This window comes from Nonomuraea sp. NPDC049309, from assembly GCF_043196965.1.
Classification (GTDB): Bacteria; Actinomycetota; Actinomycetes; order Streptosporangiales; family Streptosporangiaceae; genus Nonomuraea; species Nonomuraea fastidiosa.
This window is the reverse complement of the sequence record NZ_JBICSH010000007.1, coordinates 213,196-236,075: the sequence shown is the minus strand read 5'-3', so window position 1 is coordinate 236,075 and position 22,880 is coordinate 213,196. Positions and strand designations below refer to the sequence as shown.

At 71.0% G+C, this 22,880-nt stretch carries 24 protein-coding genes and 1 tRNA gene; 12 read left to right on the top strand and 13 right to left on the bottom strand.

Going from position 1 to position 22,880, the window contains the following annotated elements:
• The first annotated feature begins 37 nt into the window (after positions 1–37).
• The 6 genes from ACGFIM_RS35450 (at position 38) to ACGFIM_RS35425 (ending at position 3,438) form a co-directional block, all read left to right on the top strand.
• Complete coding sequence (locus tag ACGFIM_RS35450) at positions 38–559, top strand: glycine cleavage system protein R (RefSeq protein ID WP_393209878.1); 522 nt, start codon at positions 38–40, stop codon at positions 557–559.
• A complete protein-coding gene (locus ACGFIM_RS35445) occupies positions 556–1,092 on the top strand; it encodes a peptide deformylase (protein ID WP_393209874.1) in 537 nt (178 codons plus the stop codon). Before ACGFIM_RS35450 ends, ACGFIM_RS35445 begins: the two co-directional genes overlap by 4 nt.
• Positions 1,093–1,141: 49 nt before the next feature.
• Positions 1,142–1,214, top strand: a tRNA-Leu gene (locus ACGFIM_RS35440).
• 565 nt (positions 1,215–1,779) lie between these two features.
• The gene (locus tag ACGFIM_RS35435; protein ID WP_393209871.1) at positions 1,780–2,574 is read left to right on the top strand and encodes a Bax inhibitor-1/YccA family protein; all 795 of its coding nucleotides are present in this window, start codon (positions 1,780–1,782) and stop codon (positions 2,572–2,574) included.
• A 165-nt stretch (positions 2,575–2,739) separates the two neighbouring features.
• Entirely contained in the window at positions 2,740–2,973 is a 234-nt protein-coding gene (locus tag ACGFIM_RS35430; protein WP_393209868.1) for a DUF4287 domain-containing protein, read from the top strand.
• Between the two features lie 57 nt (positions 2,974–3,030).
• Complete coding sequence (locus ACGFIM_RS35425) at positions 3,031–3,438, top strand: PPOX class F420-dependent oxidoreductase (protein WP_393209865.1); 408 nt, start codon at positions 3,031–3,033, stop codon at positions 3,436–3,438.
• Positions 3,439–3,617: 179 nt separating this feature from the next.
• On the opposite strand, the gene ACGFIM_RS35420 is transcribed toward ACGFIM_RS35425, so the two are convergent.
• From ACGFIM_RS35420 to ACGFIM_RS35410, 3 genes are all read right to left on the bottom strand, one after another.
• The gene (locus ACGFIM_RS35420; protein ID WP_393209862.1) at positions 3,618–4,835 is read right to left on the bottom strand and encodes an acetyl-CoA C-acetyltransferase; all 1,218 of its coding nucleotides are present in this window, start codon (positions 4,833–4,835) and stop codon (positions 3,618–3,620) included.
• 638 nt (positions 4,836–5,473) lie between these two features.
• Entirely contained in the window at positions 5,474–6,826 is a 1,353-nt protein-coding gene (locus ACGFIM_RS35415) for a PQQ-binding-like beta-propeller repeat protein (RefSeq protein ID WP_393209859.1), read from the bottom strand.
• Between the two features lie 74 nt (positions 6,827–6,900).
• Positions 6,901–7,869, bottom strand: coding sequence for an SGNH/GDSL hydrolase family protein (locus ACGFIM_RS35410; protein ID WP_393209856.1), 969 nt, complete (start codon positions 7,867–7,869; stop codon positions 6,901–6,903).
• Between the two features lie 145 nt (positions 7,870–8,014).
• Between ACGFIM_RS35410 and ACGFIM_RS35405 the strand changes: the two genes are divergently transcribed.
• Complete coding sequence (locus ACGFIM_RS35405) at positions 8,015–9,385, top strand: cystathionine beta-synthase (protein WP_393209853.1); 1,371 nt, start codon at positions 8,015–8,017, stop codon at positions 9,383–9,385.
• A 106-nt stretch (positions 9,386–9,491) separates the two neighbouring features.
• On the opposite strand, the gene ACGFIM_RS35400 is transcribed toward ACGFIM_RS35405, so the two are convergent.
• Entirely contained in the window at positions 9,492–10,628 is a 1,137-nt protein-coding gene (locus tag ACGFIM_RS35400) for a sensor histidine kinase (protein ID WP_393209850.1), read from the bottom strand.
• A gap of 138 nt (positions 10,629–10,766) precedes the next feature.
• Between ACGFIM_RS35400 and ACGFIM_RS35395 the strand changes: the two genes are divergently transcribed.
• Together ACGFIM_RS35395 and ACGFIM_RS35390 are read left to right on the top strand one after the other, a co-directional pair.
• Positions 10,767–11,015 (top strand): hypothetical protein, encoded by a 249-nt coding sequence (locus tag ACGFIM_RS35395; RefSeq protein WP_393209847.1) that lies wholly within the window; start codon positions 10,767–10,769, stop codon positions 11,013–11,015.
• Positions 11,016–11,219: 204 nt separating this feature from the next.
• The gene (locus tag ACGFIM_RS35390; protein ID WP_393209844.1) at positions 11,220–12,359 is read left to right on the top strand and encodes a cystathionine gamma-synthase; all 1,140 of its coding nucleotides are present in this window, start codon (positions 11,220–11,222) and stop codon (positions 12,357–12,359) included.
• 36 nt (positions 12,360–12,395) lie between these two features.
• On the opposite strand, the gene ACGFIM_RS35385 is transcribed toward ACGFIM_RS35390, so the two are convergent.
• Together ACGFIM_RS35385 and ACGFIM_RS35380 are read right to left on the bottom strand one after the other, a co-directional pair.
• On the bottom strand, positions 12,396–12,824 hold the full coding sequence (locus tag ACGFIM_RS35385; protein ID WP_393209841.1) for a hypothetical protein: 429 nt from the start codon (positions 12,822–12,824) through the stop codon (positions 12,396–12,398).
• A gap of 10 nt (positions 12,825–12,834) precedes the next feature.
• The gene (locus tag ACGFIM_RS35380) at positions 12,835–12,960 is read right to left on the bottom strand and encodes a hypothetical protein (RefSeq protein WP_393209838.1); all 126 of its coding nucleotides are present in this window, start codon (positions 12,958–12,960) and stop codon (positions 12,835–12,837) included.
• 139 nt (positions 12,961–13,099) lie between these two features.
• Here ACGFIM_RS35380 and ACGFIM_RS35375 point away from each other — a divergent pair, with 139 nt between their 5' ends.
• On the top strand, positions 13,100–13,522 hold the full coding sequence (locus ACGFIM_RS35375) for a DUF6292 family protein (RefSeq protein WP_393209835.1): 423 nt from the start codon (positions 13,100–13,102) through the stop codon (positions 13,520–13,522).
• A gap of 37 nt (positions 13,523–13,559) precedes the next feature.
• Here ACGFIM_RS35375 and ACGFIM_RS35370 read toward each other — a convergent pair whose 3' ends face one another.
• Positions 13,560–14,021, bottom strand: a complete 462-nt coding sequence (locus ACGFIM_RS35370; RefSeq protein ID WP_393209832.1) for a VOC family protein — start codon at positions 14,019–14,021, stop codon at positions 13,560–13,562.
• Positions 14,018–14,605 (bottom strand): DinB family protein, encoded by a 588-nt coding sequence (locus ACGFIM_RS35365; protein ID WP_393209829.1) that lies wholly within the window; start codon positions 14,603–14,605, stop codon positions 14,018–14,020. The genes ACGFIM_RS35370 and ACGFIM_RS35365 overlap by 4 nt, the downstream gene beginning before the upstream one ends.
• A 61-nt stretch (positions 14,606–14,666) precedes the next feature.
• Between ACGFIM_RS35365 and ACGFIM_RS35360 the strand changes: the two genes are divergently transcribed.
• The gene (locus ACGFIM_RS35360; protein WP_393209826.1) at positions 14,667–15,644 is read left to right on the top strand and encodes a helix-turn-helix transcriptional regulator; all 978 of its coding nucleotides are present in this window, start codon (positions 14,667–14,669) and stop codon (positions 15,642–15,644) included.
• Here the strand turns inward: ACGFIM_RS35360 and ACGFIM_RS35355 are convergent.
• The 4 genes from ACGFIM_RS35355 to ACGFIM_RS35340 form a co-directional block, all read right to left on the bottom strand.
• Complete coding sequence (locus ACGFIM_RS35355; protein WP_393209823.1) at positions 15,639–16,022, bottom strand: hypothetical protein; 384 nt, start codon at positions 16,020–16,022, stop codon at positions 15,639–15,641. The genes ACGFIM_RS35360 and ACGFIM_RS35355 overlap by 6 nt on opposite strands.
• A 62-nt stretch (positions 16,023–16,084) precedes the next feature.
• The gene (locus ACGFIM_RS35350; RefSeq protein ID WP_393209820.1) at positions 16,085–18,046 is read right to left on the bottom strand and encodes a VWA domain-containing protein; all 1,962 of its coding nucleotides are present in this window, start codon (positions 18,044–18,046) and stop codon (positions 16,085–16,087) included.
• A gap of 354 nt (positions 18,047–18,400) precedes the next feature.
• Entirely contained in the window at positions 18,401–19,135 is a 735-nt protein-coding gene (locus ACGFIM_RS35345) for a hypothetical protein (protein WP_393209817.1), read from the bottom strand.
• Between the two features lie 63 nt (positions 19,136–19,198).
• Positions 19,199–20,590, bottom strand: coding sequence for a sigma 54-interacting transcriptional regulator (locus ACGFIM_RS35340; protein ID WP_393209814.1), 1,392 nt, complete (start codon positions 20,588–20,590; stop codon positions 19,199–19,201).
• A 171-nt stretch (positions 20,591–20,761) separates the two neighbouring features.
• Between ACGFIM_RS35340 and ACGFIM_RS35335 the strand changes: the two genes are divergently transcribed.
• Complete coding sequence (locus tag ACGFIM_RS35335) at positions 20,762–21,937, top strand: FIST N-terminal domain-containing protein (protein WP_393209811.1); 1,176 nt, start codon at positions 20,762–20,764, stop codon at positions 21,935–21,937.
• Between the two features lie 238 nt (positions 21,938–22,175).
• Here the strand turns inward: ACGFIM_RS35335 and ACGFIM_RS35330 are convergent, their stop codons facing one another.
• Positions 22,176–22,859, bottom strand: a complete 684-nt coding sequence (locus tag ACGFIM_RS35330; protein WP_393209808.1) for a hypothetical protein — start codon at positions 22,857–22,859, stop codon at positions 22,176–22,178.
• Positions 22,860–22,880 lie beyond the last annotated feature (21 nt).

Genomic DNA, 22,880 nt, shown 5'->3' with positions numbered 1-22,880 from the left:
CACGGCACCCATGTCGCAAGCGGAAGGGGTGCCACGAGTGGGTCTGTCAGCGGTGACCGTGCTGGGCGTCGACCGGCCAGGCGTGATCGCCGCGGTAACCGGGTCGCTCGCCGACTGCGGCGTGAACATCCAGGACTCGACCATGACGCTGCTGGGCGGGCACGTCGCGATGATGCTGCTGGTCTCCGGCGACCTGGATCCCGCCGAGCTGACCAAACGGGTGGGCGCCCCCGACCTCGTGGTCACCGCCTCCGCGATCGCCGCCAGGCGCCACTTCTGCGCCGGCGGCGGCCAGGGCGGCGGGCTGGAGTACGTGCTGACCGTGCACGGCCCGGACCGTCCCGGCATCGTCTCGGCCGTGAGCGCCGTGCTGGCCGAGGACGGCGGCAACATCACCGGCATGAGCACGCGGCTCACCGGCCGCCTGTACGTGCTCATCGCGGATGTCGAGCTGCCCAAGGACGTCGACGTGGCGGCGCTCATGCGCAGGCTGGCCGCCGTCGGCGCGAGCCTCGACTCCGAGATCACGTTCCGTCCCGTCGAACCGGATCTGCTGTGAACCCGCGGGGCCCGAGACCGACCGGCACCGTGCGGGACGTGCTCGGCGCCCCGCACCCCCTCCTGTCCGCCGTGGCGGCGCCCGTGGACCCGGGCGCGCCGGAGGTCGTGGCCGCCGCGGCGGATCTGCTGGCGACACTGCGCGACACGCCTGCCGCGACGGGGCTGGCGGCCCCTCAGATCGGGCTGAGCTGGCGCCTGATCGCCTTTGACGCCCGCCGGCATCCCAGGAGTCGTTCCTGGGCCGGAGAGACCGTCCTCGTCAATCCCAGGCTCGCGGGGGCGGCCGATTGGGAGGAGGGCCGGGAGGGGTGTACGTCGATCCCCGGACTGACCGCCGATGTCCGCAGAGCCACGCGTATCACCGTACATGGGCATTTGCCAGGAACCGGGGAGAGCGTCACCATCGAAGCGGATGCCGTGGAAGCTCGCTGCATTCAGCACCAACTGGACCATCTCGACGGTCTACTCTTCTTGGACAGAGTCCCTGGGGCGCTATCACTTCACCGCAAGCTTCACACTTGTGACGCTTGATGCGAAGTTGTGCTCCTCGGAAGCATGGTCTGTTTCGTATGATTGCGGCGCCCCCGTAGCCCAATGGCAGAGGCAAACCCCTTAAAAGGGTTGACGTGCGGGTTCGAATCCCGCCGGGGGCACTTGCCTTCTCCATTGACTTCAGGTCTCTGACCTGGAGCTTTACCGCGATCGGCGGGACGGGCGCGGCCGAGCCGTTACCTGGCGATATCGAGTTGTTATCGATTTTGCCCTGTCACCGTGCGATCACTGCTTGTTAGAGCCGGTGTCGTACGGTCCGGGCCGCCCGCCCCGGGGGCCTCCGGGCGCCTGCTCCCACCGGCCGGGCGACGCCCGCTGTTTGGCCGGCCGAAAAGTTTCCGTCGGCCGTCCGATATTGACAAGCCCGAGGTTTTCTGCTTTCTCCCGGCATTGCGGACGCCCTTTCTGTGAATGCCCGGCCGGCTCTGACTGCCATCCTTTCCTGCTCCCGAATGCGGCCATACTCGCCGCCGGGCGTATCGGCGCACGTCGGCGCGCCACCGGGCACCGGGAGAGGCGGAATTCCGGCCGCACGGCGCCCCCGGGAACTCCGCGCGGGCCCGGATCGTTGTGAACGCAGCCGAAGTCCCGTATGAACATCGTTATGAGCGTCAGTTGACCAAGGTGGCGGCGCGCACCGTAGGCTCGTCGTCACAGGAGGCAGCGATGGAGAGCAAGAACCCCGTTTTCAGCAGGTCGCGGCAGCAGGCCGCGACGGGCTGGGCCGGTCCCACCCCGTCACCCGACCAGCTGCAGCACATGTACGACGCGCCGTCGTACGCACCACCGTCCCGGCCGGCGTACCGGACCATGACGCTCGACGACGTCGTGGTCCGAGGATTCCTGACCCTCGGCGTGCTGGTCGTGGCGGCCGCCGCGGCCTGGATGCTCAACGTCCCCCCGATGGTCGCCATCGGCGCCGCGGTCGTGGCGCTGGTCCTCGGCTTGATCGCCTCGTTCACGATGAGCACCAACCCGGCGCTCATCCTGGCGTACGCGGCGTTCGAGGGCGTTTTCCTCGGCAAGATCAGCTCGGTCTTCGAGGGGTTGATCAGCGGCATCGTGCTGCAGGCGGTGCTCGGCACGGCGTTCGCGTTCGGCGCGGTGCTGACCGTCTACGCGCTGCGCATCGTGCGCGTCACGCCCAAGCTGGTGAAGTTCACCATCGCGGCCGGCCTCGCCGCGCTCGGCCTCGTCGTCGTCAACCTCATCGTGGGCATCTTCCACGACGGCGGCCTCGGCCTGCGCACCGACAGCCCGCTCGGCTGGATCTTCAGCGTCGTGATGATCCTGCTCGGCTGCTTCTTCCTGCTGCTCGACTTCGACTCGATCGAGCAGGGCGTCAAGCAGGGCGCTCCGGACAAGTACGCCTGGCAGTGCGCCTTCGGCCTCACCCTGAGCCTGGTGTGGATCTACCTCGAGGTGCTGCGCTTCATCAGCTACTTCACCAATAGCGACTGACGTGACCAGGCAGTCATGCGAAAGGGCCCCGCCGCACCGGCGGGGCCCTTTCGCTCTGCGATGGAAAATCTACCTGCCGTCACGAAATGCTGCCGGGCCGAGGGGTTGCCAACCTCACTTCCGTGTTGCAGTGTCAAGCAAAGGAGCTAATCCGCGGAGGTGCCCATGTCCTTGAACCACTCACCGGAGACGCAGACGAAGCTGATCGCAAGGGTCCCGGCCATCACGGGGCGCGAACTCCCAGAGTGGTTCCAAGCAATCGACAACGGCCCGGCCTTCCTGAGGTGCGACGAGCGTGCCAACTGGCTCGCAGACGAGCACGGGCTGTCCCACGGCTATGCCGCCGCGATCGTCCACGAGCACGAGCGGCACCGTCGTAACCGCATGGGCTTCATCTGAGCCCGACCCGTCCCAGCCGCGCCCGTGCCGCAAGCGCGGGCGCGTCATCATGAGGGTATGGATCTCAATAAGGCCCTCGGCTTCCTCCGTGATCATCACCACGCCGTCCTGCTGACCCGGCACCGCGATGGGCGCCCGCAGATGTCGCCGGTCCTCGCAGGCGTGCAAGGCGACCACGTGGTGATCAGCAGCCGCGAGACCGCGGCCAAGGTGCGCAACGCCATCCGGGACCCCCAGGTCTCGTTGTGCGCGTTCACCGACCGCTTCTACGGCGACTGGATCCAGATCGACGGCACGGCCGAGATCGTCCACCTGCCCGAGGCCATGGAGCTCCTGGTCGCCTACTACCGCGACATCTCGGGCGAGCACCCCAATTGGGACGACTATCGGGCCGCGATGGAGCGTGAGCGGCGCGTCCTGATGCGCATCACCCCGCTCAAGGCCGGCCCCGACCGCCACGGCTGACGGCTGTGACCGCACTGCTGAGGCCGCGCGCCCCGACCAGGGCGCGCGGCCTCGCCGCTTCGAGCAGCCCGTGCCAGAGCCGCCGCAGGACCGTACGGAACCGCTCAGGACGGTCTGAACCGCTCAGGGCGGTCTGGACCGCTCAGGACGAGCTCGGCACAGGCGCTTGGGACCGCCTCTCAGCTCAGGCGCTCGAGGACCATGGCCATGCCCTGGCCACCGCCCACGCACATCGTCTCCAGGCCGATGCTCTTGTCGTGGTGCTGGAGGCTGTTGATCAGCGTCGAGGTGATGCGCGCGCCGGTCATGCCGAACGGGTGGCCCACCGCGATGGCGCCGCCGTTGACGTTCAGCCGGTCGATGTCGATGCCGAGCTCCCGGTACGACGGGATGACCTGCGCGGCGAACGCCTCGTTGATCTCCACCAGGTCGATGTCGCCGATCGCCATGCCGGCCCTGGCCAGCGCCTGCTTCGACGCCTCGACCGGACCGAGCCCCATGATCTCGGGCGACAGCGCGGAGACGCCGGTCGAGACGATCCTGGCCAGCGGCGTGATGCCCAGCTCCGCGGCCTTGGTGTCGCTCATGATGACGACCGCGGCGGCGCCGTCGTTCAGCGGGCAGCAGTTGGCGGCCGTGACCGTGCCGTCGGGGCGGAAGGCCGGCTGGAGCGTGGAGACCTTCTCGTACGTGGTGCCGGGCCGCGGCCCGTCGTCCTTGCTGACCACCGTGCCGTCGGGCAGGGTCACCGGCGTGATGTCCTTCTGCCAGAACCCGTCGGCGATCGCCTTCTCGGCGAGGTTCTGCGAGCGCACGCCGAACTCGTCCTGCTCCTTGCGCGAGATGCCCTTGAGCTGGGCGACGTTCTCGGCGGTCTGGCCCATGGCGATGTAGATGTCGGGCACCCTGTCGTCCTCGCGCGGGTCGTGCCAGACCTGCCCGCCCTCGGCGAACTGCTTCGTGCGCTCCCGGGCCTCGGCGAAGATCGGGTTGTGCGTGTCGGGCAGCGAGTCGGAGTTGCCCTTGGTGAAGCGGGAGACGGTCTCGACGCCGGCGGAGATGAACACGTCGCCCTCGCCCGCCTTGATGGCGTGGAAGGCCATCCGGGTGGTCTGCAACGACGAGGAGCAGTAGCGGGTCACGGTGGTGCCGGGCACGTTGTCCAGGCCCAGCAGGATCGCCACGACCCTGGCCATGTTGAAGCCCTGCTCGCCGCCGGGCAGGCCGCACCCGAGCATGATGTCATCGATCGAGGCGGGGTCGAGCTGGGGCACCTTGGCCAGCGCCGCCTTGATCATCTGGACGGTCAGGTCATCGGGCCGGATGTCCTTGAGCGACCCCTTGAAGGCCCGTCCGATCGGGGAACGCGCGGTTGCGACGATGACTGCCTCGGGCATGGCCCCTCCTTTGTCGGCGCTAATAGTAGAACTATATTCCAGTTCTTAGCGCAAGAGCCGACAGCCCCGCACACTCCAATCCGTAGCCGCCCGGTGGGCCGCTGGTGGGGGAGGGGAGGGGTGCCCGCGCTGGTAGGCCCGCACGTTTCGGTCCGTGGTGCTCGGCGGGCTGCTGGTGAGGGGTGCACGCGCGGGTAGGCCCGCGAGTTTCGGTCCATAGGTGTCCGGGGTGGCTGCTGGTGGGGGAGGGGTGAACGCGCCGGTAGGGGCCGCATGTTTCGGTCCGTGGGTGTCCGGCGGGTCGCTGATGGGAGGGGGAGGGGTGCACGGGATTGGCGGCTTTGGCCCGTGGGCGTTCGGTGGGCTGTTGTGGGGGCGCATGGGGCGCCACCGGCCGCGCGCTCCCGCTCGATCGGGATCGTGTTTCTGGGCGAACTCCCAGAGAGGGCGTAGGCGTGCGGTGGGTCGGCTTCGGCCCGCCCGTACAGCTGGGCGGGCCGAGAGCGCGGAGAACCGTAAGAGCAGGCAGGGCGCGCGTTGGTGCGGGACGGGTCTGAGGAGGGGGTGCGGTGTGAGGGCGCTGCGGGGTCGCTCATCCGTAACCGGGGCTGTTCGCCGGTGGCGCCCGCGTCGGCGGGTCAGCCGTACATGCCGGGGGCGTCGGCTGTCTGGTCGTTGACCGCGTGCAGGCCGCCGCGCTCGTCGCGCCAGAGGCGCCAGCCGTCCTGGCTGCCGGTGTACCAGGAGGGCGGGGTGGAGGCGGGGGCGACCCGCTTGCCGGTGCCGAGGTCGTACTCGCAGAGCGCGGCCGTGGAGTAGAAGCCGGGCGGCTGGCCGCGCAGCGGCAGCGGCTTGGGGTCGGTGACGCAGAACGACCATGCGCGCACGTTCTCCGGCGGCACGGGACGCCCGGCCGCCAGGTCGAAGGCCGAGCCCTTGGCGCGGTGCTGCAGGAAGCCGAGCTTGTCCATGCGGTCGGGGAAGGCCAGCCACCAGCCCGATCCCGGTACGTCGGAGGCGGTGATCTGGCCGACGACCCGCCCGGTGACCGGGTCGAGCCTGGCGAAGCCGCCGTAGGAGCCGTGGCGGTCGACGGGCCGTACGACGGGGGCGAGGCCGGGGTTGCCACTCGGATAGACGCGTACGACCGACGGACGCATCCAGTTGATGGTCCCGTCCGCGATCTTGATGGAGAACAGCCCGAACGCGGAGACCTTCTTCGTGCGCGGGTTGGTGTAGGGCGCGACGTAGCCCACCAGGTCGTCGCCGGCCGCGCCGAACGCCCAGCCGCCCGACAGGTCGATGCCGGGCCCGAGCGCCTGCTCGATCGGCTGCTGCCACTGGAGCCTGCCGGTCTTCAGCTCGTACGACTCCACCATGGGGTTGCCGGCGAGCCGCAGCAGCAGCGCGCGGTTGTCGTCCGACCACTCGACCTCGGAGATGCCGGGCAGCTTCCACAGCACCTTGCCGGTCGCCGGGTCGAGCACCACCATGCGCGCCTTGGCCAGCGCGGTGTGCTCGGACAGGCACACGTACGGGCCGCAGCGCTGCGGCCCGAACGTCGAGTGCACCGGCCTGCTCCACTTGGCGGCGCCGGTGCGGGCGTCGTGGGCGATGAGCGTGGCGTTCCAGCGGCCCTTCTTGCCCGGGTCGAGCGCGACGACGATGGTCTGGTCGCCGCTGCGCACGAGCGCGGGGGTGGAGACGCCCATGCCGGGCAGGCGGCCCGCCATGGTGGCCGGGTGCGCCCACAGCCGCCGCCCGTCGCGCAGGCTGAGCGCGACGGTCTCCAGCGTGCCTTCGGGCTTCATGGAGGTGACGGCGACCACGTCGCCGCCCACGGCCATCCTGCTGACGACGTTGACCTGGCTGTTGTGCCAGGAGGGGAAGGCGGAGGTGGCGGCGTCGCTGCCGGAGCAGGCACTGGCGGCGAGGCAGGCGGTGAGGCTTCCTGCGAGGGCGAGTGACGGTTTCCACGAGGGCCGGCGCACGGGCAATCCACTCCAATGAGGACGGGGAGTGGCGGCTCGGACGCGGAAGGTGACCGGCTGAGGGTGTGCGGGTGTCAGGGCTCGTTGACCGCCTCGCCGAGCCGCCGGCGGAACAGCGTGGCCCACTTGCCGTGCAGGCCCGTCGCCCGCCCGTCGACCCGGGTCGCGGAGACCTCGGTGCCGGGCTCCTCCGCGGCCGTCGCCGCCGCGAGGTAGATCGGTTGCAGTGCTTCGCCGCGCGCGGGACGCGGCTCAGGCCACAGCCCCAACGCAGCGCACACCGACGGTAGCACCGCGTTAGCGGCCTGCGCGTAACCTCGGTCAGATGGATGGAAACGATCCGGTCCGAACATTTCTGTCGGATTTGTCGCGAACTCGGGGCCGAGAACGTCGGCGAACGCCACCGTACGGCCGCCCGCGTCCACCACCGCCACCGTCTGCGCCGCGGCGAGCTGCCGGCTCCAGCGCCGCGTCACCCAGCGCAGCGGCTGCGCGATCGGGCGTACGGTGCCGAGGTCGGGACACGTGCCCACGACCACCTCCGCCCCCGCGTCCCGCAGCCGCCGCACGGCCTTGGTCAGGTGGCGTACGGCGATCGCGGGCGGCGTCTGCGTGATGATGTCGTTGGCCCCCACGAAGATCACCGCCAGGTCGGGCTTCATGGGCAGCACCGCGTCGACCTGCTCGGCCAGCTCGGCCGACGGCGCGCCCGACTTGCCCACGACCTTCAGCTCGACCGGCCGCTCGGCCACCACGGCCAGGCCGTTGGCCAGCATGACCGCGGGCGTCTTGGCCGGGTCGGTCATGCCGAGGCCCACCGAGGTGGAGTCGCCCAGCATCGCCATCTTGATCGGCTCGCCGGGGAAGTCGGTGCCGTAGACGCCGTCGGACGGCGGCCCGTCCAGGCCGTGCGGGCGGCCGATGGCCTTACGCGCGAGCAGGCTCTCCGCGATCAGCAGCCCGTAGGCGGTGGCTCCGAGCGCCGTCAGCCCGCCGCCCCCGAACGCCGCTGCCGTCGCGATCTTCTTCGCCGCTCGTGCCATGCCGGCAGGCCACACCACGTACGTGCCCTCCTCAGTCGAACTCGGCGGTAGCGTTTGCTTGAAACTAACCGAGGGCCGGCCACCCCCACTGGACCTCGGCCATCGGCAAGCTGACCAAGCTTCGGTAAAGAAGGTGAACACCCCGGTGCGCGTTTACGATTCCCTTGTCGACCTGATGGGCAACACGCCACTCGTCAGGCTGCACAAAGTCAACGCGGGCGTGCCCGCACAGGTGCTCGCCAAGGTCGAGTACTTCAACCCTGGGGGTTCGGTCAAGGACCGCATCGCGGTACGCATGATCGAGGCCGCCGAGAAGTCCGGCGAGCTGCGCCCCGGCGGCGTGATCGTCGAGCCGACCTCGGGCAACACCGGCGTCGGCCTCGCCATCGTGGCCCAGCAGAAGGGCTACAGGTGCCTGTTCGTGGTGCCCGACAAGGTGGCCCAGGACAAGATCGCGGTGTTGCGCGCGTACGGCGCCGAGGTGGTGGTGTGCCCGACCGCGGTCGCGCCCGACCACCCCGAGTCCTACTACTCGGTCTCCGACCGGCTGGCCCGGGAGATCCCCAACGCCTGGAAGCCCGACCAGTACTCCAACCCGAACAACCCCGACTCCCACTACCACTCGACGGGGCCGGAGATCTGGGAGCAGACCGAGGGCCGGGTCACGCACTTCGTGGCCGGCATCGGCACCGGCGGCACGATCAGCGGCACCGGCCGCTACCTCAAGGAGGTCTCCGACGGCCGGGTGAAGGTCATCGGTGCCGACCCTGAGGGCTCGGTCTACTCCGGCGGCACCGGGCGTCCCTATCTCGTGGAGGGCGTCGGCGAGGACATCTGGCCGGCCACGTACGACAGGAACATCTGCGACGAGATCATCGCGGTGTCCGACAAGGACTCCTTCACCATGACCCGCAGGCTCGCCCGCGAGGAGGGGCTGCTGGTCGGTGGGTCCTGCGGCATGGCCGTGGTGGCGGCGCTGCGGGTGGCGGCCACGGCCTCGCCCGACGACGTGGTGGTGGTCCTGCTGCCCGACGGCGGCCGCGGCTACCTGTCGAAGATCTTCAACGACGACTGGATGGCCGACTACGGCTTCCTGACCACCACCTCCGACGAGGGGCTGGTCGGCGACGTGCTGGCGCGTAAGGGCGGCGGGCTGCCGGAGTTCGTGCACGTGCACCCGCACGAGACGGTCGGCACGGCCATCTCGATCATGCGCGAGTACTCCGTGTCGCAGCTCCCGGTCATGAAGGAGGAGCCGCCGGTCATGGCGGCCGAGGTGGTCGGCTCCATCGTCGAGCGCGATCTCCTCGAAGCCCTCTACCACGGCAGGCTCTCCTCCGACGACCCGATCTCCGATCACATGTCGGCGCCGCTACCCACGATCGGCAGCGGTGAACCTGTGGCCATCGCGGTGGAAGCGCTGGAAAAGGCGGATGCGGCGGTTGTGCTGACCGACGGCAAGCCGACCGGCCTGATCACCCGCCAGGACCTGCTGGCCTTCCTCGCCAACCATTGACGCTCCCGGCACTCAGGCGGCACACCCCGGGGACCGGGCCGAGACCGGCGGGCGGTTCTCCGGGGAGGCGCCGCGGCTCGGCTTCGTCCCGCCCGCGCCGGCCGGGTCAGGGGAGCGGGAACTCGGCGACGACCTCCCACGCGCCCTCGGGGGTCGGGCCCGCGTGGAGCCTGCCGCCCAGCGCCTCGACGCGTTCGGCCATGCCCACCAGCCCGAACCCGCCGCCGAGCCGGGAGATGCGCGGGTCGGCGTCCGAGCCGAAGTTCCGCACCCGCAGCACCACCAGCCGGTCCACGCGGCGCAGGCTCGCCTCCACCCAGGCGGTGCGGGAGGCGTGCTTGCGCACGTTCGTCAGCGCCTCGAGCAGCACCCGGTGCAGGGTGGTCATGACCTCGGGCGGCAGCGTACGGTCGTCCAGGCCCTGGCCGATCTCGAAGGCCACCTTCGGCCCTTCGGCCGAGAACCGGTCGGTCATCATGCGCAGGTCGGCCAGCGTGACGCCCGGCGTCCTGTCGGCGCCGTCCTCGGCTCGTAAAACGGTGACCATGCGGCGCATCGAGGTCAGCGCGTCCGTCCCCGCCGTCGCGATCGCATCCAGCGCGGGCAGCACGGCCTGCGGGTCGGTCTCGGCGACCGTACGCGCCGCCTGGGCCTGGACGACGATGCCGGTGATGTGGTGTGCGACCAGGTCGTGCAGCTCCCGGGCCAGCTCCAGCCGCTCCGCCCTGCGTACGGAGTGGACCGCCTCCTTGCGCCGTTCCTGCTGGAAGCGCAGGTAGCCGCCGACGCCCGCGGTCATCGACCAGCTCGCGAACAGCAGGAACGAGACCGGCAGCCCCGACTCGACGCGCCCGTTGGCCTCCATCATCAGCACGAACAGGTCGAGACAGGCCAGCAGGGCGGCATGCCGCACGGGCTCGACATGGCGCAGCACGCCGAGCATGAGGATGAGCAGCGCGCCGGTCTCCGCCATGCCCGGCAGGCCGCGCTGGCCCGTGATGATGATCGCCGCCGTCGCCACGAACGACAGTCCGAGCACGGCGAGGAACACCTGTGTCCGGTATTTCTGCCGCAGCATGAGCGCCACGCAGCCGGCGAGCCCGCAGACCGGCACCAGCCACTGCGCGCCCCCGAGCTGCCAGGCGGCCGCGAGGTCGCCCAGCAGAAGCAGGCCGAGCCAGCCGTACATGGCCAGCTCGCTGAGCCGGCGGATCCAGTACACGACGCGTTTGGAGCTCACCACGGCGTCGAGCCTAAGCCGGAAGTCGGACATCTCGTATCAACCGTTCGGCCGAGCGAGCCTCCCGGAGACCAGCCCTAGAGCCGAGGTGGAACAGGCGGTGCCTGGACGATGCTGAATCATGTCGGAAAGGGGACAGACATGATGGTCATCGGATTCACCCTTCTCGGGGCCGGGCTGGTCGTCGCGGCATTGCTCGCGCTGGCCGATCCGATCCTGCTCTCCCGCATCAACGGCGAGCCCGCCGAGGGCGCCAGGGGGCGCTTCATCAAGGCCGAGCCCGTACGCGAGGCCGAGGCCGGACATGAGACGGCCGCCGTGCGCGAGGCGAAGGTCGTGCCGCTGCCCGCGCGGTCCGGCGGGGACCGGCACGCGACCCGGGCGGCCTGACCGCTGCTCCGGGCACGCGTTCCGGCAGGCTCAGGGCGGGTTCCGGGCACCGCCCGGAGGCCGTTTCGGACACCGCCCGGAGGGCTGTTTCGGGCACCGCCCGGAGGGCTGTTTCGGGCACAGTCCGGGGGTTGTTTCGGGCACGGCCTAAAGCGGGGGCGTAGGACGTCTTGAGCGCTGCCGGCGTCCACTAACGTGGCTGGTATGAGCAACGGTTTTGAGACCCTGGCCATTCACGCAGGTCAGGAGCCCGACCCGCTGACCGGCGCGGTCGTGCCGCCGATCTACGCCACCTCGACCTACAAGCAGGACGGCGTGGGCGGCCTGCGGTCCGGATATGAATACAGCCGCTCGGCCAACCCGACCAGGACCGCGCTCGAAACCGCGCTGGCCGCTGTGGAGGGCGGGGCACGCGGGCTCGCGTTCGCGTCGGGCCTGGCCGCCGAGGACACCCTCCTGCGCACGGTGTGCAAGCCGCAGGACCACGTCATCATCCCCGGCGACGCCTACGGCGGCACCTACCGGCTCTTCGACAAGGTCCTCCGGCGCTGGGACCTCCACTACGACCCCGTGCCGCTGCACGACCTCGACGCCGTCGCCTCCGCGATGACGCAGAAGACCAGGGTCGTCTGGGTCGAGACGCCCACCAACCCGCTGCTCGGCATCGCCGACATCGCAGGACTCGCGCAGCTCGCCCACGACAACGGTGCGCTGCTGGTCGTCGACAACACCTTCGCATCGCCGTACCTCCAGCAGCCCATCACGCTGGGGGCCGACGTGGTCGTCCACTCCACCACCAAGTACGTCGGCGGGCACTCCGACGTGGTGGGCGGCGCGCTGGTGGCCGCCGACGCGGGGCTCGGCGAGGAGCTGGCCTTCCACCAGAACTCGATGGGCGCGGTGGCCGGGCCGTTCGACGCCTGGCTGACGCTGCGCGGGCTCAAGACGCTCGGCATCCGCATGGACCGCCACTGCGACAACGCCGAGCGCGTCGTCGATCTGCTGCTCTCCCACCCGAGGGTGACCGAGGTGTTCTACCCGGGGCTGCCCGACCATCCCGGCCACGTGGTGGCGTCCAAGCAGATGCGCAGGTTCGGCGGCATGGTGTCGTTCCGCGTCGCCGGCGGCGAGGCGGAGGCCGTGGAGGTGTGCAACCGCGCCGAGCTGTTCACGCTGGGGGAGTCGCTCGGGGGAGTGGAGTCGCTCATCGAGCACCCCGGCCGCATGACCCACGCCTCGGCCGCGGGATCGCCGCTCGAGGTGCCCTCCGACCTGGTGCGGCTGTCGGTCGGCATCGAGACCATCGACGACCTGCTCGCCGACCTCACCCAGGCGCTGGGCTGAGCCGCCCGCGGCGGTGGGCCCGCGGCGGGCCCACCGCTACTCCGGCACCACCATCAGGAAGAGGATCACCAGCCAGATCACCGACAGCAGGCTGCTGATCGCGGCGATCCGCCCCTTCTCCACCTTCGCGTCGTCCTCGGGGCTCTCGTTGGAGAGCGCCTGTACGGCGGCGCGCAGGTCGCGGTCGATGATGAAGAGCAGCACGATGCCCACGATGAACAGCGTCATCGACGCGCTCATGTACCACCGGCCGAGCACCCCGTTGCCCATCACGATGCCGAGCACCAGGCCGAAGACGAACACGCCGATGCTGCCGATGGCGTAGATCCTGGTCGTGCGCTGGATGAAGCTCAGCGCTTGCACGTTCTTCTGCCGGATCACCCGGGGCGCGGCCATCGTCGTGGCGACGATCGGGCCGAGCGTGAAGATCGCGAATCCGATGTGCAGCCAGAGAAGCAGGGACATGCCGGAGAGACTAGTCCCCGGTGATCTCGCTGCGGGACTCGACACTCTCTTTGCTCTTCACCGAAGAGTGCAGGCACAGCTCCATGGCCGCCACCGTGACGACCATCAGCACGACGAGGAGCACCGCGAGCATCATGGGTCCCCCTCCTTCCCCGTCACGGACGTAAATATCGTCCGTAATGACTAGACGGCTGTGCATCGGAATAAGTTCGGCGCCGGTATGGTTGTTCAACGCCGCTTTTTCCTTACCGTTTGGGCACAAGGGGGTGCCGTCCGTGGCCATCAGGCATGTCGAGCCGTACACCGAGGAGTGGCTGCACCAGCCGATCAGCTACGTGCAGCGCGTCGTCGAGGTGCTCGGGTCAGAGGTCACGGACTGGTGGGAAGGGCCCTGTGACCCGCGCTGCGCCACGGTGCGGCTGAGCGATGGCGGCGCGCTGGTGTGGGACGAGGAGAGCGGGTGGCGCTTCGGCCGGTTCGTCTCCGGCGGTCGCGGCCTGCCGACCGAGCTTTCCGGCGTACGTTACCTCGGCCACGGCCTGCTGCCGCGGCCCGAGCGGGTGCCCGAGGCGCTGCGCGACGCGCGGGCCGGGGTGGGAGCCAGCTCGGCCTGGCGGCCCTGCTACCGCTCCCACCGCAACTGCCGCGACGGGTTCGACGTCGCACTCGACTTCTACTCCCGCCTCGTCGACGCCTGACCCCCGCGCCCCCGCGCACGGCCGCTGCGCGCGCCGTTCAGTCCAGGCAGAACTCGTTGCCCTCGGGGTCGAGCATCACAATGAAGCCGGCGCTCATCAGATTGTCGGGCTCGTGCCTGCGCACCCGGGTGGCGCCCAGCTTGAGCAGCCGCTCGCACTCCGCCTCCAGCGCCGCCATCCGCTCGTCACCCTTGAGGCCGGGCGCCACACGTACGTCGAGATGCACGCGGTTCTTCGCGGCCTTGCCCTCGGGCACCCGCTGGAAGAACACGCGCGGCCCGACGCCGTCCGGGTCCTCGATGGCCGAGGCCATGTTGCGCTGCTCCTCGGGCACTCCTGAGCGCTCCAGGAACTCGTCCCACGCGGCCAGCGGATCCGCGCCGTCGGGCAGCTCCACGCCGGGCGGCGCCGGATGGACGTAGCCCAGCACGTCCCGCCAGAAGGTGGACAGCGCCTTGGGGTCGTGGGCGTCGAAGGTGATCTGGACGTGACGGCTCATCGCTGGGCGCCTTCCGTGGCGGCGTGGGTGTGCAGGTAGAGGTCGCGCAGCAGGCAGACCTCCGCCAGATGGTGGATCAGCTCGCGGTGGATGTGCTGGATCAGGGCGGCCATGGGCGCGTCGGGGAAGGCCTCCTGCTCGCCGATCGGGCGGCGCAGCTCCTCATCGCTCAGGCCGCGCACCCCCGTCAGCCAGCGGTCGAGCTCGGTGTCGAGCTGGTCGAGCGCCTCGGCCGCGGTGCCGGCGTACGCCCAGGTCTCGTACGACGCCGGCGGGCCGCCGAAGTGGGTCGCGTTGCGGACGGCGAGCACGCCGACGATGACGTGGCCGAGCCGCCAGGCGATGGTGGTGAACGGCGCGGGCTTCGGCTCGGGGAAGGCGAAGTCGATGGTGAAGTCCCCGGAGCCGGCCTGGACGGGCGCCGTGGACTTGCCGCGCGGCCACACGTTCCAGGAGTTCGGCACCGGCGACCAGAAGTACTCGTCGTCGGTCAGGCCCTCGAGGCGGGGACGCAGCTGGTCGGCCCAGTGCCATTCGATCTGCTCGCGCAGCGTCCGGTTCCAGTCGATCTCTTTCGTGCTCATGCGCCCAGGCTGGCACCCCTAGCGGACAGGATCGGTCCGCATTCTCTGGCATGGTGAAGAAATGACTCTGGCGGGCGAGGACGAGCGCGGCACGACCGAACGAGTGCTCACGCTGCTCGGGCTGCTCCAGCAGCGCCGCGTCTGGACCGGGCCCGAGCTGGCCGAGCGGCTCGGCGTGACGCCGCGCACCGTACGGCGCGACGTCGAGCGCCTGCGCACGCTCGGCTACCCGGTGCACGCGAGCCAGGGCGTCGGCGGCGGCTACCAGCTCGGCTCCGGCCAGGCCCTGCCGCCGCTGCTGCTCGACGACGAGGAGGCGATCGCCACCGCCGTCTCGCTGCTGGTCGGCGCGGGCGGCGCGGTGGCCAGCGCGGGCGACGCGGCGCTGCGGGCGCTCACCAAGCTCGACCGGGTGCTGCCGGCCCGGCTGCGGCACGAGGTACGCGCGCTGGCCGACTCCGTCGAGTCCTTCGCGGGAGGCGGGCGTCCGCCGATCGACCCCAAGGTGCTCATGACCCTGGCCAGGGCGTGCCGCGACGAGGTCGAGGTCGCCTTCTCCTACCCGTCCCGGGAGGGGCGGCGGACGCGGACGGTCGAGCCGTACCGGCTGGTCGCCTCCGACCGGCGCTGGTACCTGCTCGCCTTCGACCTCGACCGCGACGACTGGCGCACCTTCCGGGTCGATCGGATGAGCGAGGTGGCCGCCCGCACGCGGCGGTTCCGGGCCCGGGAGGCGCCCGACGCGGCGGCGTTCGTGCAGGAGGGCGTGGCCAGCCGGGTCTACCGGTACCAGGCGCGCTTCCTCGTGCACGCGCCGTACGACACGGTGCGGGCGCAGGTGCCGTCGTCGGCGGGCGTCGTGCTCGACCTGGGCGGCGGGCGCTGCGAGGTGCGCACCGGCGCGGACAACCTCGACCACATCCTCATGCACATGATGCTGCTCGGGCACGGCTTCAAGGTGATCGAACCGCCCGAGCTCGCCGCCCGCTGCCGGGAACTGGCCGCCCGCCTTCTCGCGGCCGTACCGGGAGACTCATAGGGTGGGGACGTGACCGCCGGCTCGCGCCGCCGCCGGCAGCTCAAGGACTTCCTGCGCGCCAAGCGCGGGGCGCTCACGCCCGCCGGCGCCGGGCTGCCCGACGCCGGCCGCCGCCGCACCCCCGGGCTGCGGCGGGAGGAGGTGGCGGTGCTCGCCGGGGTCGGCGTACAGCGGCCGGATGGTCTCTCCGGCGAGGAAGAGCGCCATGGCCCGGCTGCCGACGCCGCGCCCCCAGAACGCGCGCCCGAACCAGTAGCCGATGAACCGCCGACCCTCCTCCCACCAGGCCACCACGCTGCCCGCCAGGTCGTCGCCGGCCGGCACGGCGCGTCCGAGGACCGCCGGGTCGCCGAGGACGTTGCTCAGCCGTACCTCCATGCCCGGAGTCTTCCAGCCGGCACCGACGGTTTCCGCCGCCCCGGCGGAGCCGGGCGGAGAGGTCAGCGCCGGGCGCGGCGCAGGCGCAGGAAGTCGCTCACGACGTACTCGCCGAGCCGGTCGGCGCTGGGCGAGAAGACCCGGCCGCCGTTGCGCCGCGCCACCTCGTCCACGAATTCGCGCAGCCGGTCGTCGGCGGCCAGCATGAAGATGTTGATCGTGGCCCGCCGCCGGGTCATCTTGTCGACCTCGGCCAGCGTCAGCTCCAGCGTCTCGTGCGAGGGCGGCCATTCGAACGCCGAGCGGCCGTTGCGCATGAGGTGGGCGGTCGGCTCGCCGTCGGTGACGACCAGCACCACCGGCTCGAAGTCGGGGTGGCGGTCGAGGTGGCGTCCGGCGATGAGCAGGGCGTGGTGCAGGTTGGTGCCCTGGACCATGTCCCAGTCGAGTCCGGCCAGCTCGTCGGGCTGCAGCACCCTGGCGTAGTTGGAGAAGCCGATGATCTGTACGGCGTCCTGCGGGAACTTCGAGGCCACCAGCGCCTGCAGGGCGAGCGCGGTCTGCTTGGCGGCGGCCCACGTGCCGCGCAGCGCCATCGAGTACGACAGGTCCACCAGCAGGCAGACGGCCGCCGCGCTGCGCCGCTCGGTCTCGGCCACCTCGAAGTCGTCGACGGACAGCCGCACGCCGACCCGGTCGCCGAACGTGACGCCGCCCCTGCGCACGCCGTTGACCAGCGTGCGGACGACGTCGATGGGCTGCTCGTCGCCGAACCGCCACGGCCGCGACGACCCGGTCAGCTCCCCGGCCGCGCCCGCGTCGTGCTGGTCGTGGTCGCCCCTGCGGCCGGCGTCGAGTGACGAGAAGACCCGGCGCAGCGCGGTCTCGCCGAGCCTGCGCACGGCCTTGGGCGTCAGCTCCAGCTTGCCGCGCTTGCGCAGCAGGTAGCCCTGCTCCTCCAGCTCGCGTTCGATGCGCTTGAGCGCTTCGAGGTCGTCGACCGCGGAACGGCCGAGCGCACGGCGTACGGCGGCCTCGTCGATGTCGTCGAGCCGCGCGCCCGGGTAGTCCTGGCGCAGGGCGGTCTCCAGCTGGGTGAGGTCGGCCAGCTCCTCGAGGGCGGTGACGGCGTCGCCCATGGCGAGCGGTTCTTCGCCGGTGAGGCGTTCGGGGGCGTTCCAGGCCAGGTCGGGACGGCGGGCGTAGAGGGCGTCGCCGAGGCGGCGCATCTCGTCGGCCAGGCCCGCCTGTTCCAAAGTCTGGTGCATGAGGTTGGCCAGCTCCTCGCGCTGGCGCGGCGTCATCGAGGCCAGCATGCGCTGGGTGGCGGCGGCGCGGCGGGCGAGGATGTCGACCAGCTCGTCCAGGTTCCTGGGCTTCTCCGGGAACAGGTCGCCGTACTTCGCCATGAACTGCTCGAAGTCGGCCTGGGTGTGCTCGCCGCGGGCGTCTTTGTCGAGCATCTCGTTGAGGTCCGCCATCATCCGGCGGATGCGCTCCATCGCCTGCGGGTCGGGGTTGGCCAGAGCGTCGCGCAGGCCCCTGAACTGGCTGTCGAGCACCTCCCGGCGCAGCAGGTCGCGCAGCTCCTCGAAGGTCTGCCTGGCCGCCTGGGAGCGCCAGTCGTACGTGCTCAGCTCCTGGATCGCGCTCGCGGTGTCCTCCGGCAGCGCGTCGAGGCCCGCCTCCCGCAGCCGCGCCTCGTCGGACGGGTCGGGGAACAGCTCGGCGCGCTCCTGGCCGATCGCCTTGTCCAGCAGCGCCCTGGCCCGCTCCAGTGTGCCGTCGAGCCGGCCGCGCTCGCGCAGGTCGCGGCGGCGCTTGCGGACCTCCCTGAGCATGTCGTCGAGCCCGCGCCGCTCCCGCGCGCCCGGCAGGCCGCGCCTGAGCAGGTCGCGCAGGGCGCGGACCGGGGTCGATCCCGACAGGATGGCATCGCCCATCTCGTCGAGCGCGGCGCGTACGTCGTAAGGAGGCGCCAGGGGATCGGGGCCGTCGTGGTACTCGCCATAGCGGAAGGCCATCACGAACCCACGCTAACCCCGAAAACCCTCCCATGGCTTACGCCCACGGCTGAGGAGCCCGAAACCCGCCTCTGCGCGCCGGGAAGCTCGTCTTCGGGGCGCGCAGGTGCCAGGAGCGGCGCGCTCGGCGGTGCGGGCCGGTTCAGAGTGCGGGCGCGCTCGGCGGTGCGGGCCGGTTCAGAGTGCGTGCGCGCTCGGCGGTGCGGGCCGGCGCAAAGTGCGGGCGTGGAGCGCCGCGCGCGCCGCCCCGGGTCGCCGCCCGGATCCCCGGCCTGTCGATCGTGGCCGGACACGACGGCGCGGTCGTCTCGGCGGCACGGCCGGAGAGGACCCCAGGGCCCGCGCCGGTCGGGGTCAGGCGTCGCCGTAGACCTCCCAGACCTGGTTGAGCGCGCCGGACCCGGGCGTGTAATCGATTTTCACCAGGACGGGGTGCTTGACGGTCTTCAGGGCCTTCGTCAAGTCCTTCCACGTGCACGCCTTCTTGCCCAGTCCGTTCTTGCCGGCGTTGACCGGGCGGCCGGCGAGCCAGCCGTCGCCGCAGCGGGCGGTGGTGCGCAGGAACGACGTCATGTACGTGGAGCCGAGCTTGACCGTCTTTCCGCCGCTCGCGAACAGCACGGTCGTGTCGTTGACCCGCTTGATCGTGCCGGTGGCCGTCCGCGGCTCGGGCCACTCGTCGAGCAGGATCTCGTTGATCCTGGTCGCCGTGCCGCCGCGGTATTCGACGCGCACGGGGACCGGCCCCTGGGCGAGCGTGGCGGTCAGGTCGGAGGGGGTGCAGCGGGTACGCCCGAGGCCGTTGCCGTCGAGCGCGACCCTGCCCTCGGTCTCCTTCAGGTCGCAGGCGGTGGTGACCCGGCCGTAGGCCGCCTTGGCGTAGCCGAGCCGCAGCTCCTTGACCCCGGTGGCGCTCGCCAGCCGGTGGAACTTCGTGCCCTTGACCCGGGTCGCCTTCTGCGGCACCAGCCGCAGGTGACCTTGCCCGTCGGCCCAGGCGTACCCGTACGCGGACGTGGCGGCCGCGGCGGGCACGGCGAAGGCGCCCATGACGAGAGCGGCGGCGGTGGCACAGGCAAGCAGGCGCATGACGGTCTCCCCCGGCGAAGTGAACGAACTCACCCCGTTTGACGCGGGAGACCGCCCGCTTGTTCACGTGCGGTAAACGGTCATCCCGTCAAGATCTTCCTTGGAAAGCCGCCGCATCAGGTAAAGACCTTCGAGCGCGAACTCCAGGGCCGCCGCCGCGTGCCCGGGGGACTCCTCGCCCTCGCCCATGCCGAGCCGCGACATGATCTTGGCGAGCCCGGCCACAGGACCGATGCGGGTCAGCAGCTCGCGGGCGGGCACCAGCTCGCCCGACTCCACCTGGTTGCCCTCGGCGAACTTGTCGGTCACCGCCGACAGGTCCATGCCGCCCAGCCGGCTCCTGAACGTCTCGGCCGTCGCCCGCCGCAGCAGGTGGGCCAGGATCTCGGTCTCCCTGCCCTCCTCGCTGACCTCGAACTCCACCTTGCCGCGCAGGCTGTGGACCACGCAGGCGAGGTCGACCACCCGGGTGACCGGCTGGTCCTCGCCCGCGATGGCGGCGCGGCGCACCGCCGAGGCGGCCGCGGTCTCGGCGGCGGCGATCGAGAAGCGCGCCGACACGCCGGACCTGGCGTCCACCGCCGTCGACTCGCGCACGAGGCGGGTGAAGCGGGCGATCACCTCGATGAGGTGCTCGGGGACGTCGGCTCCGATGTCCGGCATGGACTCCTGGCGGATCAGCCGCAGCTCGTCCTCGACCGTCAGCGGGTAGTGGGTGCGGATCTCGGCGCCGAACCGGTCCTTCAGCGGCGTGATGATCCGGCCCCTGTTGGTGTAGTCCTCGGGGTTGGCACTGGCGATGAGCAGCAGGTCGAGCGGCAGGCGCAGGTTGTAGCCGCGCACCTGGACGTCGCGCTCCTCCAGCACGTTGAGCAGCGACACCTGGATGCGCTCCGCCAGGTCGGGCAGCTCGTTGACGGAGAAGATGCCCCGGTTGGTGCGGGGCACCAGCCCGTAGTGGACCGTTTCAGGGTCGCCGAGCCGGCGCCCTTCCGCGATCTTGATGGGGTCGACGTCACCGATCAGGTCGCCCACGGAGGTGTCGGGGGTGGCGAGCTTCTCGCCGTAGCGCTCGTCGCGGTGCTTCCACGCCACCGGCAACTCCTCACCCAGCTCGCGCGCCAGAGCCTGGCAGCGGGTGCAGACCGGCGCGTACGGGTGGTCGTTGATCTCGCAGCCGTCGATCACCGGGGTCCACTCGTCGAGCAGGCCGGCGATCGTACGGATGAGCCGGGTCTTGCCCTGGCCGCGCTCGCCCAGCAGAACCAGGTCGTGCCCGGCGAGCAGCGCCCGCTCGAGGTGGGGCAGGACGGTGTCGTCGAAGCCCACGATGCCGGGGAACCGGGGCTCACCCGCTCGCAGCTTGGCCAGCAGGTTTTCCCGGATCTCGGCTTTGACGCTGCGATGAACGTGGCCGCTCTCTCGCAACTCGCGGAGAATTCGTGGCTGTTGCACGGGATCGAGACTACGTCCCCTGCGCGGAATGTGGCAGAGACTTTCGCACCTGGCGGAGATTTCGGATCTTGACTATTAGGTGACGGTTCGTGCGCGTGCTTGTCCCTTTAGTGGGGAGAATCGGGCCTAGGGAACTTGGACATGTCGAGGGAGGCGAGTTCCGTGGCCTTGATGACAAGCCGCATCGCCGACGGCCTCGCCGTGGGTTCCGACCTGGTGGAGGCCGCGGAGAACGCCGTCGGCCAGGCACTGTCGAGGCTCAGCGGCCAAGCAGATCTGGTCTGCTTCTTCATTTGCGGCGACGACCCGGATGACGTCGCCAGGGCCGGCGAGGCCGCGATGAAACTCGCGCCCGAGGCGCACGTCATCGGGTGCAGTGCCACCGGGGTGATCGGGGACGGCCAGGGGGTGGAGCTCACGCCCTCCGTCAGTGCGCTGGCGGCGACCCTGGAAGGGGCGCGGCTCACCACGTTCGCACTCGAGACCCTGGCCGCCGAGGACCGGTTCGTGGTCGTGGGGCTGCCGGAGCGCAGCCCGGACGACCACGTGGCGATCCTGCTCGCCGACCCGTACAGCTTCCCGACCGACGCCTTCGTGGAGCGCTCGGCCGACGTGCTCGGCGAGCTGCCGCTCATCGGCGGCCTCGCCAACGGCCTGCAAGGACGTGGCTCCGTACGCCTCTTCGCCGACGGCGAGATCTACACCGAGGGCGCGATCGGCGTGATACTCAGCGGGCCCATCAAGATCAGCACCGTGGTGAGCCAGGGCTGCCGCCCGATCGGCCCGAGCATGGTCGTGACCGCCGCCGAGGACAACCTGCTGCTCGAACTCGCCGGCCAGCCCGCGCTCGCCCGTCTTGAGGACATCGTCAGCGACCTCGACGAGGACGACCGCGAGCTGGTCGCCTCCGGGCTGCAGATCGGCCTGGCCATGGACGAGTACGCGGAGCGCCACGAACGCGGCGACTTCCTCATCCGCGGCGTCATCGGCATCGACCCCGACAGGGAGGCCGTCGCCATCGGCGACATCGCCGAGGTCGGCAGGACCGTACGCTTTCAGGTCCGCGACGCCGCCACCGCCGACGAGGACCTCTACGACCTGCTCGACGCCCACCGGGAGGAGATCGGCAAGGTGGACGGGGCGCTGCTGTTCTCCTGCAACGGCCGCGGCTCGGCCATGTTCGGCACCTCCGACCACGACGCGGTCGCGCTGCGCGACACGCTGGGCCCGATCGGCGTGGCCGGCTTCTTCGCCGCGGGCGAGGTCGGCCCGGTCGCCGGGCACAACCACGTCCACGGCTTCACGGCCTCCGTCCTGGTCTTCTCCAGCACTTCGGGCAACCCGTGACGGCGCGCTCAGAGGCGCTCGGGCGGCCGGGGCCGGGTGTCCGGTAACGGCGCAGGTGCTCGGGCGGCCGGGGCCGGTGTTCAGTAGCGGCGCGCCCCGGCCGGGTGGCCCGGGACAGGATCTGCGCGCAAGGGAAGCCGCCGGCCTGCCGCACCGGGAGCCCAAGAGCGCGACAGGCCGGCGGATTCGGTGCCCCCGAGCTGCTCGGGAGGAGGGGGCACCAGGTGATCGGAACCCGTCAGGGGTTCGTGGTGGCGGTGATCGTGGGGCCGTCGCCCGGCTGGATCTGCGAGGTCTGCGGGCCGTCCTCAGGCCCCTTGAACCGCTCGACGGTGCTGCCGTCCTTCGGCTTCTCCTCGCCCTTGTCGTCCTGGGTCTTCTCGTGGGTGTAGCCGTCGGCGGGCGGCGCCTGCGGAGCGGAGACGGGCTCGCACTCCGACACCGGCCCCTGGACGATCTCCATGGCGGTGGCCGACGGGGGCGCCGAGTCTCCGCCGGCGCTCTTGGTGACGGACAGGACCAGCGTGAACCCCTCGGGCACCTGCCCCTTCTCGATCTCGAAGGCGATGCCGACACCGTTCCTGCGGATGGCGGTGGCGAACCCGTTTCCACGGTCGCCGTGCTCGCCGCGCGGCCCCTTGCAGGTCTGCCCCTCGGGCAGGTAGTCGACATGCGCCGCGACGCCGGCCTCGGCCAGCTCGCGTTCGAGCCCTTCGGGGTCGGTGAAGGAGTTGATCCGCACGCTGACCCCGCCGTCGGCCGAGGTGGACACCGCGTACGCCGGCTCGCTGCCGGCGCCGCCCAGCACGACCACCGCCGCCGTGGAGGCCGCCGCGACCCCCGCCACCGCGGCGGCGAGCCCCACCAGCCGGCGCGAGCGCCGCGCGGGCGCAGGTGCCACGGTCGTCGTCCCGTTCGCCATCCGAGTCCTCATTTCGTCCTT

What these genes read in the sequence shown, in the direction of transcription:
- ACGFIM_RS35345 (WP_393209817.1), bottom strand. Translation starts at nt 19,135, where the DNA reads ATGCGCCTGCTTGCCTGTGCCACCGCCGCCGCTCTCGTCATGGGCGCC.
- ACGFIM_RS35350 (WP_393209820.1), bottom strand. Translation starts at nt 18,046, where the DNA reads ATGGCCTTCCGCTATGGCGAGTACCACGACGGCCCCGATCCCCTGGCG.
- ACGFIM_RS35430 (WP_393209868.1), top strand. Translation starts at nt 2,740, where the DNA reads ATGTCCTTGAACCACTCACCGGAGACGCAGACGAAGCTGATCGCAAGG.
- ACGFIM_RS35410 (WP_393209856.1), bottom strand. Translation starts at nt 7,869, where the DNA reads ATGGCACGAGCGGCGAAGAAGATCGCGACGGCAGCGGCGTTCGGGGGC.
- ACGFIM_RS35435 (WP_393209871.1), top strand. Translation starts at nt 1,780, where the DNA reads ATGGAGAGCAAGAACCCCGTTTTCAGCAGGTCGCGGCAGCAGGCCGCG.
- ACGFIM_RS35395 (WP_393209847.1), top strand. Translation starts at nt 10,767, where the DNA reads ATGATGGTCATCGGATTCACCCTTCTCGGGGCCGGGCTGGTCGTCGCG.
- ACGFIM_RS35365 (WP_393209829.1), bottom strand. Translation starts at nt 14,605, where the DNA reads ATGAGCACGAAAGAGATCGACTGGAACCGGACGCTGCGCGAGCAGATC.
- ACGFIM_RS35370 (WP_393209832.1), bottom strand. Translation starts at nt 14,021, where the DNA reads ATGAGCCGTCACGTCCAGATCACCTTCGACGCCCACGACCCCAAGGCG.
- ACGFIM_RS35390 (WP_393209844.1), top strand. Translation starts at nt 11,220, where the DNA reads ATGAGCAACGGTTTTGAGACCCTGGCCATTCACGCAGGTCAGGAGCCC.
- ACGFIM_RS35385 (WP_393209841.1), bottom strand. Translation starts at nt 12,824, where the DNA reads ATGTCCCTGCTTCTCTGGCTGCACATCGGATTCGCGATCTTCACGCTC.
- ACGFIM_RS35330 (WP_393209808.1), bottom strand. Translation starts at nt 22,859, where the DNA reads ATGGCGAACGGGACGACGACCGTGGCACCTGCGCCCGCGCGGCGCTCG.
- ACGFIM_RS35355 (WP_393209823.1), bottom strand. Translation starts at nt 16,022, where the DNA reads ATGGAGGTACGGCTGAGCAACGTCCTCGGCGACCCGGCGGTCCTCGGA.
- ACGFIM_RS35360 (WP_393209826.1), top strand. Translation starts at nt 14,667, where the DNA reads ATGACTCTGGCGGGCGAGGACGAGCGCGGCACGACCGAACGAGTGCTC.
- ACGFIM_RS35380 (WP_393209838.1), bottom strand. Translation starts at nt 12,960, where the DNA reads ATGATGCTCGCGGTGCTCCTCGTCGTGCTGATGGTCGTCACGGTGGCG.
- ACGFIM_RS35425 (WP_393209865.1), top strand. Translation starts at nt 3,031, where the DNA reads ATGGATCTCAATAAGGCCCTCGGCTTCCTCCGTGATCATCACCACGCC.
- ACGFIM_RS35420 (WP_393209862.1), bottom strand. Translation starts at nt 4,835, where the DNA reads ATGCCCGAGGCAGTCATCGTCGCAACCGCGCGTTCCCCGATCGGACGG.
- ACGFIM_RS35335 (WP_393209811.1), top strand. Translation starts at nt 20,762, where the DNA reads ATGACAAGCCGCATCGCCGACGGCCTCGCCGTGGGTTCCGACCTGGTG.